Source organism: Amycolatopsis sp. cmx-4-54 (genome assembly GCF_046548895.1).
GTDB lineage: Bacteria > Actinomycetota > Actinomycetes > Mycobacteriales > Pseudonocardiaceae > Amycolatopsis.
Genome location: NZ_JAEBEJ010000001.1, coordinates 461,759 through 475,371 on the forward strand (window position 1 = coordinate 461,759; position 13,613 = coordinate 475,371).

At 64.6% G+C, this 13,613-nt stretch carries 13 protein-coding genes; 7 read left to right on the top strand and 6 right to left on the bottom strand.

Annotation, left to right across the window (positions count from 1 at the left end; translation table 11 throughout):
* Positions 1 to 11: 11 nt before the first annotated feature.
* From ACLJQ7_RS02305 to ACLJQ7_RS02315, 3 genes are all read left to right on the top strand, one after another.
* Positions 12 to 176: a hypothetical protein gene (locus tag ACLJQ7_RS02305; protein WP_410646434.1), complete on the top strand. Its 165-nt coding sequence runs from the start codon at positions 12 to 14 to the stop codon at positions 174 to 176.
* 300 nt (positions 177 to 476) lie between these two features.
* Positions 477 to 692, top strand: a complete 216-nt coding sequence (locus tag ACLJQ7_RS02310; RefSeq protein ID WP_410646435.1) for a hypothetical protein — start codon at positions 477 to 479, stop codon at positions 690 to 692.
* A gap of 1,219 nt (positions 693 to 1,911) precedes the next feature.
* The gene (locus tag ACLJQ7_RS02315; RefSeq protein WP_410646436.1) at positions 1,912 to 3,120 is read left to right on the top strand and encodes a hypothetical protein; all 1,209 of its coding nucleotides are present in this window, start codon (positions 1,912 to 1,914) and stop codon (positions 3,118 to 3,120) included.
* Between the two features lie 64 nt (positions 3,121 to 3,184).
* Here ACLJQ7_RS02315 and ACLJQ7_RS02320 read toward each other — a convergent pair whose 3' ends face one another.
* The 4 genes from ACLJQ7_RS02320 to ACLJQ7_RS02335 form a co-directional block, all read right to left on the bottom strand.
* Positions 3,185 to 3,385, bottom strand: a complete 201-nt coding sequence (locus ACLJQ7_RS02320) for a hypothetical protein (RefSeq protein WP_410646437.1) — start codon at positions 3,383 to 3,385, stop codon at positions 3,185 to 3,187.
* Positions 3,386 to 4,243: 858 nt separating this feature from the next.
* Entirely contained in the window at positions 4,244 to 5,068 is an 825-nt protein-coding gene (locus ACLJQ7_RS02325) for an SDR family oxidoreductase (RefSeq protein WP_410646438.1), read from the bottom strand.
* A gap of 43 nt (positions 5,069 to 5,111) precedes the next feature.
* Positions 5,112 to 6,299, bottom strand: a complete 1,188-nt coding sequence (locus tag ACLJQ7_RS02330) for an acyl-CoA dehydrogenase family protein (RefSeq protein WP_410646439.1) — start codon at positions 6,297 to 6,299, stop codon at positions 5,112 to 5,114.
* The gene (locus ACLJQ7_RS02335) at positions 6,250 to 7,689 is read right to left on the bottom strand and encodes a tyrosine-type recombinase/integrase (RefSeq protein WP_410646440.1); all 1,440 of its coding nucleotides are present in this window, start codon (positions 7,687 to 7,689) and stop codon (positions 6,250 to 6,252) included. Before ACLJQ7_RS02335 ends, ACLJQ7_RS02330 begins: the two co-directional genes overlap by 50 nt.
* Before the next feature lie 93 nt (positions 7,690 to 7,782).
* Between ACLJQ7_RS02335 and ACLJQ7_RS02340 the strand changes: the two genes are divergently transcribed.
* The 4 genes from ACLJQ7_RS02340 to ACLJQ7_RS02355 all read left to right on the top strand — a co-directional run bounded on the left by ACLJQ7_RS02340 (position 7,783) and on the right by ACLJQ7_RS02355 (position 9,316).
* Positions 7,783 to 7,938, top strand: coding sequence for a hypothetical protein (locus ACLJQ7_RS02340; RefSeq protein ID WP_410646441.1), 156 nt, complete (start codon positions 7,783 to 7,785; stop codon positions 7,936 to 7,938).
* Positions 7,935 to 8,552 (top strand): hypothetical protein, encoded by a 618-nt coding sequence (locus tag ACLJQ7_RS02345; RefSeq protein ID WP_410646442.1) that lies wholly within the window; start codon positions 7,935 to 7,937, stop codon positions 8,550 to 8,552. The genes ACLJQ7_RS02340 and ACLJQ7_RS02345 overlap by 4 nt, the downstream gene beginning before the upstream one ends.
* A 114-nt stretch (positions 8,553 to 8,666) precedes the next feature.
* Positions 8,667 to 8,870 (top strand): cold-shock protein, encoded by a 204-nt coding sequence (locus ACLJQ7_RS02350; RefSeq protein ID WP_410646443.1) that lies wholly within the window; start codon positions 8,667 to 8,669, stop codon positions 8,868 to 8,870.
* A gap of 302 nt (positions 8,871 to 9,172) precedes the next feature.
* On the top strand, positions 9,173 to 9,316 hold the full coding sequence (locus ACLJQ7_RS02355; protein ID WP_410646444.1) for a hypothetical protein: 144 nt from the start codon (positions 9,173 to 9,175) through the stop codon (positions 9,314 to 9,316).
* A gap of 339 nt (positions 9,317 to 9,655) precedes the next feature.
* On the opposite strand, the gene ACLJQ7_RS02360 is transcribed toward ACLJQ7_RS02355, so the two are convergent.
* On the bottom strand, positions 9,656 to 10,291 hold the full coding sequence (locus ACLJQ7_RS02360; protein ID WP_410646445.1) for a hypothetical protein: 636 nt from the start codon (positions 10,289 to 10,291) through the stop codon (positions 9,656 to 9,658).
* 164 nt (positions 10,292 to 10,455) lie between these two features.
* On the bottom strand, positions 10,456 to 13,494 hold the full coding sequence (locus ACLJQ7_RS02365; RefSeq protein ID WP_410646446.1) for an RICIN domain-containing protein: 3,039 nt from the start codon (positions 13,492 to 13,494) through the stop codon (positions 10,456 to 10,458).
* Positions 13,495 to 13,613 lie beyond the last annotated feature (119 nt).

Here is a 13,613-nt window from a genome sequence, read left to right on the forward strand (position 1 = left end):
ACAAGCGGGGCGTGAGCCGAGCCGCCCAGGACGAACACCTCAAACGGCTCTCCCAAGCGGGAAAACTGCACCTCGTGCCCGAAAGCAACCGAAAAACCCTGCGCGATCCCGACCACGACGCCGCCATCCACATCAGCGGCGAGGCCAACCACCTCGTCATGTGGAACGGCGAGTGACGCCACGCCCCGCCGAGCCCCCCGGATCAGGAAACGACCGTCAGCGGCTCGCCGCCGTGATCACCGAACTGGCAAGCCGCGGATACTAGATCGACAACTAACCGAAAGCCCCCGGCCGGGTTCGGCCGGGGGCTTTCGTGCGTTCAGGGCGGATTGAGCCGGGTCAGCGGCCGCGGTTGACGAAGCGATGCCACCACGGGCTGGGCTGTGCCTCCTTGTCCGTGACGACGCGCAGTGCCGGGCGGGGCGTGACGGCATCCTCTTCCTCGTCGTCGGGGGGGCGAGGTCGTGCAGTGTGGAGTGGATCGCCAGCAGGCCGGCGGTGACCCAGCCGTCGCCGATTTCCGGGCGCTGGTCGCGGTCGACGTCGATGGTGTCGCTGATGCGCTGCAGGAGCGGGCGCGGCAAGTCCAGTCGTTCGGCCAGACTGAGCAGCGCGCGCCCGGCGAGGGTTATTCGCAAACTCTGCGAGCTTCCTGCAAGCTTTCTGCGAGCAGCTGTGAATACTGTCGCTAACGCAAGTTCACGACTCTCTTGAGTGAAGGATTCCAAATGCACTTTGGAGTTCGAGTCATATGAGGAAACGTGCAATTCTGACGGGAGCGACTTCGGCATTTGCGCTAACTATGGCCATTGCTGGCCCCGCTGGGGCTTCGGCGGGAACCGGGCAATCCGAGGAAGCTTATCGAAATCTTGAATCGCAAGGTGCCACAATAGTAATGGGGTGGCCGACCAACTGTCAGGCAAAGGTTCAACCGAGAGACTACACGGAAGCTTGGTGCTTTGAGCACAACGGCGGGTCGTGGCAGGCAATCGCTGTCTGCAGGAATGATGAAGGGAAGCTAATCCACCGACATGGCCCGTGGCGGCAAATCGGGTCGTCGTTGGCATATTGCCGAGGAACCGAGAAAGCCGTATATGCAACCTGGAACGAATCCGCAAATAACGAAACTCGTTAAAATGAGCCAGGAATGGAGATATTTGCAATGACGAGAACTTGGGTAAATGTATTATTTTCTGGCTTGGCCGTGGCGTCTGTTGGCCTGCTCTCCCCAGCAGTCTCCGTAGCATCTACGGCAGAATCTCAGGCTCGGCCAGCAGTGTCGCCCCGGCCGTGGCCGGAGGATTGCGTCGATCATCGCGCCAGGCTCTGGGAGGGCTGGGAGGGCGTCTGTCATTCAGGCACAGGTCACTACAAGGCAACAGTGGTTTGTAGGGCTCTGGTTGGCGGCGAACTAATTGACCGGGAGCCCCCGAACTGGACGTCGATCGGCAACCGATCCTATATTCGTTGTCCTCCGATGACCGTGGCTGAGTACGGCACACTCCTCATGAAGAACAACTAGCAAACCGTCGTTCAGTGTCGAGGCGCGAACCGTGCTAGCAACGCTGCCGGTTCGCGCTCCGATGTTCGCGAGCAGAGAACAATGACCCCATCAAACTCGCGTCGAACCTTACGCAAATGACGACGTCAGGCTCGAATCACTGAACGCCGCGACAGCGACCAAGCTCGAGACAACGCCGCTCAAAGCGGATGCAGTCAGGACTGGCAGGCGACCAGGGACGCCTGTTTCCGCGAACATCGACTCCGGGGGCAATGCCGGTAACCGGCCGCAGTGGCCGGCCGCCACCCCGAAACGCTCCCTCGTCGCCCCGATGGGCGCGATACGCCCGGTGTCCGGCGATCGCTGGGTTCCTTCCGCCCTTCAGTCTGAGTGATGGTTCGGCGGTGTGGATGAAGAGCGCATCCGCGGCGATGGCCGACTACGATCGCGGAGTGGTGGACTCGACCTACGACTGGCTTCCTGAGCGTCATCTCGGCGTCGCGGCGACGCTGGCGCACGCGGACGAGTTGATCGAGCAGATCAGCGATCTACTCTTCGAGTACCACACGCAGTCCGACGGCGTGTTCGGCCTGCGCGAGGTGCCGGCTGGGCCTGTCAGTCGGACTGTGGTGGTTCGCGTGGCCCCTATCCCCCGCAAGGTGCCGCTGCTGGTGGCTGACGCCCTGGTTGCGTTGCGTGCCGCGCTCGAGCACGCGCTGTTCGCCGAGGTCGAGTTCGCAGACGGTGCGCCACTCGACGAGAAGGCGGCTCAGCTCGTGGAGATGCCCGCGTCGCACACGTACGAGAAGTTCGAGAAATGGAGGAAGAATCGGGCGAGGCACGGACCTTTGTCACTGAGAGCGGGAAGCGAACTTCTTCGGCGCGTAGCCGGCCTGCAGCCCTTCCAACGCCCGGCGGAACCTCAGATGCACCCGCTGGCTCGTCTGGTTCTCCATACGAACCACGCGAAACACAGGACCCCGGCGGTCACGACCGTTCGCTTGGCCGCCATGTACCGTGACGATCAGGTGCCCCGCTCGATCGAGGACCTACCGAAACAACCCGAGAAACCACTATGTGTGGGCGACGTCATCGCAGAGACCCCGATCGGAACCAAGGTCCCCGTCACCCTGTTTCCGACAATCGGGATCAACAGACCACGCACGGATCGGTGGCCCGTACTCATGCAGGAGCTCGACGAGATCTCCCAGTGGGTCCGCTGCCAGGCGCTACCACGCCTGATTACAGGATCGGAACCGCCCCAGCCGCCACTTCCCGCGCGCTACGAGATCAGTGTCGGACACCAGGATGAACGCCGTGCGGTAGCTGCGGGATCGTCGACGTCAGCTGCGAGCCGCTACACGCGACGTCTTAGTGCCGCATCAGCGCGGATCAACCTAGTCGAACACCTCGGCCAGATCTACGACTTCCCTAACGGCCAACAGGTGTCGGCATGGCTGGCGCACCTGACCGACGAGGAAGTACTCGGCAAAATCGCGGCCTTGAAGAAGAACCACAACTACGACCCGCGTGTGATGCGGCACAACATTGAAGTCCTGGCCCGGCTGCGCGACGAGATCCTGAACTCCCCTCACGAAAACAAGCCTGCCGAAGAGTAAGGGCACGTGACAGGCGCTAGCTGGCATCTCCCAGCGCTAGTTGACTAGCTAAAGCGGACCCGGTTCAGAGAGCGAATGTCTGAACCGTATATACGATCAGCAGCAGCAGAACGACGATCAAGATCGGTGTCGTAGTCGCCCAGCTGCCGATGTTCGACAGCGCGATGGGGACCGACACCACGACCGGGGAGCCCGCGATCAGAGCCAGCGGGATCGGGAAGTTGGCTGGCATCGATTCCGAACACTTCGCGTCGTTTCCTGTCACGTCCAGCTCCGTTCCTGTTGCCGTCTGAATACGAGGAACACTCGGGTGCGCTGCTGAGCGTGTTACAGCTGAGCGCCCATACGGACGTCGAGCTCGACGGCAAAGGCGGACTGGCGGCCCCGCCGTGCCTCGTCGGTCATAGCCTTCGTCGTCGCGCACGCGGGCTGGGGACGGTTCAGATCGATGCGCTGGCGGAGTTCGGGCGGGCGTCGAGCTGGATCGTGATTTCGGCGCGAATGGCCGTCGTGCGACAGAGCGGTGTGCGCCAGGCGGACAGAGCCCTCGGGCGCGGGTCTAACTCGGCACTTCGATCCAGGTCGGCATGTCGCGCAGCGGGGAGGCAGGGACGAGGGCAGGGCGAGGGGTGCCGCCGAAGGGCCAGTAGTAGGTGGTGTCGTCGGGCAGGACGTACGACCGGCCGCCGCCGAGGGGGTTTGTCGGAGGCCTCGTACACGGTCACGCCGGTCAGGTCGGGTTCGTCCACTATGCCTCCCAGGTCACTCTTACGGCCTAGCGTGTTACCAAGTCGAGTCAACCATGCCAGTCCGTGCGCGTGGTTCACTGGTCGGGGTGGTGTCAGGTTCACTGCCTGGTGTTATGTCAAGCACTACTGGTGCAACGCAGATATTCGAATGTGCGGTATTCGACCCGGTGTGCACGGGTATCGAACGCATGTTCCGTGGTTGGCATAGGAACGATCGAGGGGGAACCAATGACCGCGGCGGGAGTCGATGGAGGGAGGTCCCGTTGGTGCTCGGTCGCTGAGCTCGGAATCGGCCGCCACGTTGTTGCGAGAGTGAGCTGATCGTTATTGGCCGGTCGTGGCGCGTGCGTTGATTCCGCTCGGCAGCGTGGTTGTCATCGTGGTCGGTCGACGAAGATGTCGTACTCGATTTCCGCCTTGCCGCTGTAGGTGGAGAGGTCGGTGACTCTGGCCTCGCGGAGGACCTCGACGTCGAGAAAGGTGTTGCCTGTGCAGGCTTTCGCGGGGCGTTCGACGATCTTGACGGCGGCGTCGGCCACGATCTCGGGTGAGCGTGCTCTGTCCATCGCAGTGTCGCCGCCGAGGATGTTCTTCACCGCGTCGGTGGCGATGTAGGTCTCGGGCCAGAGGCAGTTGGCCGCGATGCCGTGTTCGGCGTATTCCGCGGCCCAGCCGAGGGTCAGGAGTGTCATGCCGTATTTGGCCATCGTGTACGCGGGGTGCGCGCCGAGCCAGGCGGGGGGAAGGTTGAGGGGTGGGCTGAGCGAGAGGATGTGTGGATTGGTTCCCTCGCGCAGGTGGGGGAGGGCTTTGCTGGTGAGCAGGTAGGTGCCGCGGAGCTGGATGTCGGTCATCAGGTCGAATTGCTTCATCGTCAGCGTGTCGGTGCCGTCGAGTGCCAGCGCGGACGCGTTGTTGACCACGATGTCGATGCCGCCGAACCGGTCCACGCCTCGTTCGACGGCTTGCTGCACGGATGTCTCGTCGCGGACGTCGCCGACGACGGCGAGTGCTTGGCCTCCGGCGGCTTCGATCTCGGCGGCGGCGGCGTGGATGGTGCCGGTCAGTCGGGGGTGCGGGGTGTCGGTCTTGGCGAGCAGGATGACGTTGGCGCCGCGGCGGGCGGCGGCGAGGGCGATCGCGAGGCCGATGCCGCGGCTGCCGCCGGACATGAGCAGGGTGCGGCCGGTGCGGTTCATCCGGTGATCTCCTTGCCGAAGATGCCGCGGGCGATGACCCATTTCAGGATTTCGTTGGCGCCTTCGTAGATCTCACCGATTTTGCTGTCGCGCGGTAGATCGCCTCGACCGGGCCCGGTGTGCCGTCGGCGCTGAGTTCGCGGGCGAATCCGAGGCCGCCGAACGCCTGGACGGCGTCGCGGGCCATGTCAACAGCGAGGCGGCTGCCGTAGAACTTGGCCATCGACGCTTCCGGCTCGGGGAAGATCTCGCCGTCGTCGCGGCGCAGGGCGGCTTTGAGATAGAGGTTGCGGGCGTTCTCGATTTCGGTGGCGCGGTCGGCCATGAGGAATTGCCAGTGCTGGTTGGCAGCCAGCTTCCGGCCGAACGCTTCGCGGGTCGACAGGTGAGCGACGGTGTGGTCGAACGCGGCCTGCGCCATGCCGACACCGGCGGCGGCGATGCCGATCCGGCCGAGAGTGAGGGTGGCGAGCGCGTGCCGGAGCCCGTGTCCCTGTTCGCCGCCGAGCAAGGAATCAGTGGTCAGTTCGACGTTGTCGAACCACACGTCGGCGGTGAGTTGTCCGCGGTTGCCCATCTTCTGGTCGGGTTCGCCGACTCGGACTCCGGGCAGCGTGGTGTCGACGATGAACATCGAGAGCCGGTCGCCGGTGCGGGCGAGGGTGACGATGAATCCGGCGACCGGTGAGTTGGAGATCCAGCGTTTGCGGCCGTTGAGGATCCAGGTGTCGCCGTGCTGGACGGCGACCGTCCGGATCGCCTGCGGGCTCAGGTCGGACGATGCTTCCGGTTCCGTCGTGGCGAAGGCGCCCACCATGGTCCCTTCGGCCACCGGACGCAGCCACCGCTGCTGTTGGGCGGCGGTGCCGTGTGTGAGCACGTTTCCGGCGAGGATGCAGTGGACGTCGAAGACGGCCGCGATGCTGCTGGAGTGGTAGGCCAGCTCCTCGATCGCGACGGCGGTCGCGGTGACCGGATGCTCGAGGCCGTCCCCGCCGACCTCGGCGGTGAAGGGCACCCGGTACAGGCCGGCGGAGGCGAGACCGTCGAAGACGTCGCGCGGGAAGCCGTCGACGCGTTCGTCCCCGTTCGCGATTCGGCGTGCGACGGGGGCGACGACGTCGGCGGCGATCTTCCGTACCCGGTCGCGGAGTTCGCGGGTCTGGGCGGGGGCCAGGAGGTCATGGTAGAGCCGGTCCGCCTGACGGGCGGGAGCCTGTGGGGAAGGCATGGGTTCCTTTCGTCAGTGAGCCGGGCGGGACAGGCTCGCGAGAATCTGCCTGGCGGCCCGTTCGCCTGATGAGGCCGCGTCGGCGAGAGAGGGCATGTCGAGCTGGTAGTCGCCTGCCAGGTGGACGGGGCCGAGGTGTTCGCGCAGCGTCGGTAGTGAGGCGCGTCCGCCGGGCGCCCAGAACGGCACGACGCGATGGTGGCGCCGGACGACCCCCTCCCGCCGGTGGCCGGTGGTCCCACCTTGCGGAGAGATGGTCGGCGACGCGGCGGAGGACCACGTTGTGGTCTTCGATCAGGTAGATGTCCGCAGTCGTGCTCAGATGCGCGTGCCCGAGGACAGTTTGAACGTCACGCATTGACAGGCGGGTATCACGCGACATGCGAATCCCCGCAGTGTGGCGCAGGTCGTGCGGGGTCCAGTTCGTCCCCAGTGCAGCGTTCAAACGGCGAAACACCGCGCGGTAGGCCTCATAGTTCAGAGGCTGCCGTCGAAGACCTTCCCCGCGATCACGACGACGCAATGTCTGCCACAACGGATCACGCGGCGCGAAGTCACCGAGTTCGGCGATGTAGAGCCGCAGCCAGACGAACGCCTCGGCGCTGACCGGAAGCCACTGCTCGGCCCGGCTGCCTTTCCGGACGACACGGATCAGTTGCTCACCCCAGTCCAGATCCACACCCCGCAGTCCCAGCAGTTCACCGGGACGTGCCCCGCAACTGACCGCCATCGCCACGATCGCGCGATCTCGATTCAAACGCAGCGCCGCGAACACAGCCGCCCATTGCGGGTCCGGCATGGCCCGCGGTAGCCGCTTCGGCAGCCGAGGGTTGTAGCGGATACGCGCTCCGTTCGACGGTCGCTCGCCAAGAGATACCGGCGCTCGCCGGCCACGCCGAGCATCCAACGGCATCGGGTTGATCAACGGCCGTGACCCTTCGTCCAACCAGAACTCGTAGAAGCTCCGGATCACGGCGTTGCTATGCCGGATAGTCCGCGCCTGATACTGATTGCCAAGGGACGCCTTCCGGGCGATCGGGTTGACGTGCCCCGCCGTCGTCGCAGACGCCGTCCGAGCGTTGCGCCGCGGTTTGACCGTCGCGGTCAGCCAGAGGACAAACCCTCGTGTCTCCGCCGACGTCGCAAAATCCCACCGCACGTCGACAACGAGCAGCCACCGCCACCACCGCAACAGGTCGAACGCATAGCTGCGTACGCTGCTTGCCGCGTTGCCTCGCGCGGTGAAGTCCGCCAGGAACACCTCCACCGGCTTTACAGGACTGTTGGAGGGATCGACGACCAGCCACGGCACGGCGGCCGACCACGCAACGACCCGCCCCCAACGGGGTAACTGAATCAGCGCCAGGTCGCTCGTCCTGACTGCGTCCATGCGGCCTCCAAACCTCGGCTGCACGCAGTCTCAGCGCCGAGCCTGAGATTGAACGGCGACGCACCGGCGTGTCGGTTCTTAGTCCGGTCAACGGTGTGGGCCCGCCACAAAGTCATCGCCCGCTCCAGCGCCGCCCTGCTCGTCCGCGGCCAGGTCCAGGCCGCCGACGGTGTCGTCACTCTCGTCGCCGCCAAACTCGAACGCCTCGACCTGTCCATGACCACCGGGCCGTCGCGGGACTTCCGATGACCGGCGCCGACCACGGCTGGCGCACCCTTGAGATCCCCATCCGACCCGGCACCACGACACCAACCCACTGCCCCTGGGGACACGACCTCGCGGTCGGAGGCGTCAGACAGAGCTGGTTACAGGACTACCGCGCACCCGAATGGCTCTGCGAAGCCTGCCACGCCCTCCCCGGCCGCGGCGGACTCTGGGCAAGCATCGACCCTTCACCCCGGCGGCACGTCACCGAGGACCAGGTCGACGAGTACGGGCTCCGTCTCGTCCTGCTTCGCCCACCGACGCCCGCCGGAATCGGATCCATCCAGCTGCGACTGGGACACACGACCTTCGGTGAAGTCCAGCTCTCCCTCTGCTCGATCGACCAGCGCGCGATCCTCGTCCACATCGACATCGAGCAGAAACACCGCCGCCGGGGAGCGGGCTCCGTTCTCGTCGCCGCGGCAGCCGCACGAGGACAGCGCTACCAATGGACGACACTGCCGATCGACCGTGACCCCACGTCGCTCGCGTTCTGGGCCCGGACCGGCGCACCAGGGCCAGCGGCACCACACCCCTGCACGCATCAATTGGACGCGAAGGTGGTGCCCGCCGAAGCACGTTGGTCCAAGTGGTGGTGATCGCGCCAGCCGCGGCTCCGACAGGTGCACAGATGGGCTGGTGCCTGAAACAATGGCCTCGAGATCAGGGCATGGTCAGGGCTCTGACGCACGATGAAGAGCAGGTAGAAAAGTATGGCTCAAGGCAGTGTGAAGTGGTTCAACAGCGAAAAGGGCTTCGGCTTCATCGAGCAGGACGGTGGCGGGCCGGACGTGTTCGTGCACTACTCGGAGATACAGGGCAACGGCTTCAAGTCCCTGGATGAAGGGCAGCGCGTGGAGTTCGAGATCGGACAGGGCCAGAAGGGCCCGCAGGCCCAGCGCGTCACCGCGATCTGACTCTGTAGCCCGACGGCCCTGGCCAGAATCTGGCGGGGCCGTCGGGTCTCTGAAGACGTCACACCGTCTTGACAGTGGTGCGCGCGTGCCCGGTCGCGTCGAGAGGCCGGGATACCAGGTGTCGGGCGAGTACTGGCTTTTGACCGGCAGCGCTCGGTCCGGCAGCGTGCCCGAGCGGTGCTGGCCATTGATGAGTGAGAGCCTCGTCGTCCCGTTCAGGATCGCTGCAGGACATCGCCAGACGTGATCCCGAGTACGCGGCCACCATGGTGGCCTCAGTCAGCCGGCCCTTTGAAGGCCGAATGATCACCTTCCTGCACAAGCTGGCGCAGGAGGACCCCGACACCGTTGCCCGGCTGCTCGACATCATCGCCCAGACCTACCCGGTCAAGGCCGTCCGACTGGCTGAACACACCGGCGTACCCATCCCCGCCACCGGCGACTGAAGGTCGCCTCGCGGAACCAGGCGCTGCCGGTGAAGACTCCGCGGGAACACGTCGGGCACGACTCCTACGTGTTCCGCGGGGAACCGCGGATCTTCCGCCAGTCAGAATCGGTGTCGGTCTCACTGCTTGTCCTGTCCGCGCTTGGCAGGAGTCACGATCGCGGTGTTGTGTGGGCGACCGACGAGCACTTCGCCGGTATGAGCGACGTCATGACGATGGTCACCCTCGGCATGGCGGGTCTCACCGTGGTAATGGCCGCCGTCACCACGTACGGATTACAGACAGCGGCATCCTCCTGCTGCTCGCCGTTGGCCGGTATCCGTGCCGTCTTTAGCTCCTCTATGCACATTCAGCCCGGAGATCGCGAACCCTGGCCGCCATACTCATGCAGTCCCGACGTCGGCCGCCGTCAGCGGCGTCGCCACCATGACCAGAGGTTCGGACGACGGCCGATCGCGTCGCTGACGTTCCTCGCGAAGATCCTCGGAGAGCTGCCTGACCGTCGCCGCCAGATCCCGCACGATCTCGACGACCGTCGAGTCGCCGGTAGGGGGAAACCTCGGCGACCGCGGGCACCGGTGTGCCGGTCTTTTTGGCCTTCGTGGCACGCACGGCGTCGTCGTACAGCCGCCGCAGATCAGGCAACACAGCCTCTTTCGTCACGCCCGCTTCGGCGCGGACGCAGCACTCCACGACCAACTCGATCTCGTTGAACTCCGGTAGTACGGCCCGGCTCAGATTTTTCTGCAGCGCACTGCTGATCGGTAGTTTCTTGTCCTCGGCGATGGCATAGAACCTCCTGTACGAGCCGAAGACCTTTCGGATCAAGCCACCCACGGTCGCGCATAGGAAGGCGACTTCGCGAACATCTGTCAGGTTCAACAACTTCGGCAGCTCGTTCGTCGGCCGTCCACCCTGCGACTTCTTCGCCGGGACAAGTGGCTGCTCACCCGGTTTCCGCGGAGCTTCCGACATCGCCAAGCCCCCTCTGACCTGCGTTTACGACGTCTCCGAGGTTATCGATCGCTGTGGGCGGATGGCTTGAAACGAAAACCGAAATACCCTGAAGCTGCAGGAACGGTGTGGGCTAGCTGATTTGGGTGCTGGCTCCAAGTTCGATGGAGCCAGCACCCAGGGTGTTATGGGGTGGTGCTGATCTGGATGATGCTCCAGCGTTGGTTGGGGTTGCCGAGGTCGGCCCACTGTCCTACGGGGGTGGCGTTGGCGGTGCCGTTACCGAGTGCTTCGGCGATCTTGGCGGAGTAGACGCTGCGGAGGGCGAGTGTGCCGTTGGCGGCGGTGGTGAACTCCCATTGCTGGTTGACGCCGTTGTGGCAGGTGTATTGGGTGATCGAGGTTCCGTTGTTGTAGTTGGGGGCCAGGTCGAGGCATTTGCCGGAGTTCTGGTTCTTGAGGGTGTACTTGTTGTCGCCGAGCGGAGTGAGTTTCCAGACTTGCTTGGCGCCGGCGACGCAGTCCCAGAGTTCTGTGCCTGCGCCGTCGCGCAGTGCGTCCTGGCCGACGCCGGCGACCTGGATGCAGCGTCCGCCGTTGGCGTTCTTGAGTTCGATCGAGCCGAGGGGCATGGTGACGGTTTTGTAGTCGATGGTGCTGCCGCTCTCGTTGCTCCAGTCGATGCGCCCGTTCTGGAAGACGTTGCGGCGTCCCTTGGGCAGGGGGAGTTCGTCGGTGGTGGGGTAGCCGAGGTAGGACGTTTCGGCTCCTAGGGCGTTCCAGCGGGCGCGGATGTTGCCGTAGATGGCGTGGGCGCCGGTGGCGGGGTGCCAGTAGATGGCGGTGCCGTTGCTGAAGTTGACATACTTGCCGACCCCGTCGGAGGTGGGAAGCACCTCGGAGGCGGGCAAGCCAAGGATGCCGGTCTCGTGACCGAGTTCGGCATACTTCTTGTAGATCTCGCCATGGACGGCCAGGACGCCGTTGGCCGAAGTGCGGTAGAGCGCGCCGGTGGAGAATCGCTGGCGCGGAATGCTCGGGACGCCCGCGTCGGCGAGCGCCGCGGCGCTTTCGTTCTCTATGGGGTGCCCCAGGGGTCCGGTTTCATAGCCGAGAGCTTTGTGGCGGTTGTGGAAGTCGCCAGTGACCGTGAGGCCGCCGACGTTGGGCATCCAGTAGATCGATCCGCCAGTGAATCGGTTGTAGTAGCCGGTGCCGTTACCGAACCCGGTCTCATCGGTGGTCGGGTAGCCCAAAGGGCCGTCTACGCGCCTGGCCCAACTCCAGACGTCGCCGATGCCGCCGTGTACTTCGTGGGTGCCTGTTGCCGGGCTCCACACGATGAATTGACTGTCCCTTCCTCCGCGGGCGGAGTGGATTTGCAGTATTTGGCCTTGTCCGTCGTTTGTCGTCGTCTGGTCGTCCAGACTATGGCCAAGAGTGTAGAAGCCGCCCATTTCCAAGAACTTGTCGAGAATCGGCCCGTTGTAGATCACGTGGACGTCGGTGGTCCGAGTGAGGTAGAGCCTGCCTTTCTCGTACTCCTGATAGCCGAAGTCGTTGGAGTCGAGGACAGGCTCGTTGAGAGGCTTGCCGAGATTGTTGCGGAGACCACTATCTCTGTTGTAGTGCAGTTCGAAGGGGGTAGGAGGATGGGGCGGTTCGATCACCCAGGTAGCATTACGTGACCCTTCAGGCTGCAGGTACAGGCTTGGGTCTCCCTTTGGTCGGAACATGGGCCACCCCGGCTCACCATTTACACACCACGTTGCCTCAGCCTTGAACACATCGGTGCCGTCGGTAGGCGCGACGGTGACTGCGGCACCGTACTTGTCATCTGCTTTTGCTTTTGTCCAACGGAGGTAGCTGTTGGGATGGGTCACAGACTGGAGAGAGAAGCAAGCCGGATCACTGAGCCCAGGGAGGATTTTCCAGGACTTCTCTGGGTGGTGACCTGGCTGCCATATGGTCATGGTGGCACGGCCATCGCCATCGGTGAGGTAGGCCTCTTTCCCGCCATGGAGACTTCCGCGCAGCGATTGCGTCAAGTGCTGGTCCTGACCGGTGCGCAGGAATCGCTCCCGGTCGATCGGAGAGCCCGCTAGAGCGGCATCGGCGGCGGTGACAAGGGCTGGGTGCACCATGCTCTTGACCGCGCGCGTGCGGATCTCGGTGATCTGGCGGATGTACTCTTCGTCGCGTTTGCGGAGTTCGTTGTCGATGTCGCGGAGGTGGGCGTCTTTGGCGCCGTGGTCGATGAAGGCTTTCCAGTCGGCGGGGTTGCGGCTGCGGACGGCGGCTTCGGCGGCTCCGTGGACCTCGGTGTTGCGTGGTGCGCGGCTCCAGATTTCGATGACGAAGTCTTGGTCGCTGAGGTTGACCAGGGTCGTGTCGCCGCGGATGCCGAGGGCGTGCCAGGCGGCGTTGGCCTTGGCCTCTCTCGCGCGCTCGGCCGCCTTCTCTGCTTCGGACTTGGCCTCGTCCTCCCGGATCAGCCGGTCGACGTCCTTGCTGTGCTCGTCGAAGACCCCGACGCTGAGGAAGGTCCACTGTGCTTCGGCTGTGCCGCGTAACGCGGTCCGGGCGGCTTCCTTGACCGCGGTGTCCTTGTGGTTGTCGGCGTTGAGGTCGAGGTAGACGATGAACTCGTAGACCGACTTCTCCAGGACGGTGTTGTCGGCCGGGATGCCGAGTAGACCGGCTGCCTTGGCTTTGGCGGTGCGTTCCTCTTCCTGTCGGACGCGGCGCTCGGTCACGATGGCCTGGTCCTGGGCGTGGGCTGCGGCCATGCCGGTCTTGATGAACGTGGTACAGGCGTCGTCGCTCTCGCCGAGCGCGGCGACGGCGGCATCCTTGACCTTCCGGTGCTCGGGCTCGAGCGGCTTCTGCTTGTCCAGGTCGTCGGCCGCGTAGTACATGGCGGCGGTGAAGTTGCGGTCGGTGAGGATCAGCAGTTCCGGGCCGGCGACGATGCCGAGTATGGCGGCTGCTTTGGCCTTTTCGGCTTCGGTGGACTGTGCCAGGGTGGCCTTTGGCGCTGGTCGGGCTGGTTTCTGGGGCGCCCCGGGCAGCGTCCCGACAGTCAGGGGTACTGGAGCCGGCTGCGTCGAGGCCGGTGGTGTGGCGGGGTCTGGGGCCGCCGTTGTGCTGGTGCTTACGTCAGTTGTGGCGGTGGCTGGCGGGGCGGCGAGCATGCTGAACGCCATGACGGCCGCGGTGAACACCGCGGCCGTCCGTCCTGGATGTTGTCGCGGCAGGCGCAATGCCGCCGTCGATCTACCGGAACGTCTCACAACTATTCCCCCTCTTGATGGCATGATGATTGAATCAAATGGCGTATTTA

What these genes read in the sequence shown, in the direction of transcription:
- ACLJQ7_RS02315 (WP_410646436.1), top strand. Translation starts at nt 1,912, where the DNA reads ATGAAGAGCGCATCCGCGGCGATGGCCGACTACGATCGCGGAGTGGTG.
- ACLJQ7_RS02325 (WP_410646438.1), bottom strand. Translation starts at nt 5,068, where the DNA reads ATGAACCGCACCGGCCGCACCCTGCTCATGTCCGGCGGCAGCCGCGGC.
- ACLJQ7_RS02330 (WP_410646439.1), bottom strand. Translation starts at nt 6,299, where the DNA reads ATGCCTTCCCCACAGGCTCCCGCCCGTCAGGCGGACCGGCTCTACCAT.
- ACLJQ7_RS02335 (WP_410646440.1), bottom strand. Translation starts at nt 7,689, where the DNA reads ATGGACGCAGTCAGGACGAGCGACCTGGCGCTGATTCAGTTACCCCGT.
- ACLJQ7_RS02345 (WP_410646442.1), top strand. Translation starts at nt 7,935, where the DNA reads ATGACCGGCGCCGACCACGGCTGGCGCACCCTTGAGATCCCCATCCGA.
- ACLJQ7_RS02350 (WP_410646443.1), top strand. Translation starts at nt 8,667, where the DNA reads ATGGCTCAAGGCAGTGTGAAGTGGTTCAACAGCGAAAAGGGCTTCGGC.
- ACLJQ7_RS02355 (WP_410646444.1), top strand. Translation starts at nt 9,173, where the DNA reads ATGATCACCTTCCTGCACAAGCTGGCGCAGGAGGACCCCGACACCGTT.
- ACLJQ7_RS02360 (WP_410646445.1), bottom strand. Translation starts at nt 10,291, where the DNA reads ATGTCGGAAGCTCCGCGGAAACCGGGTGAGCAGCCACTTGTCCCGGCG.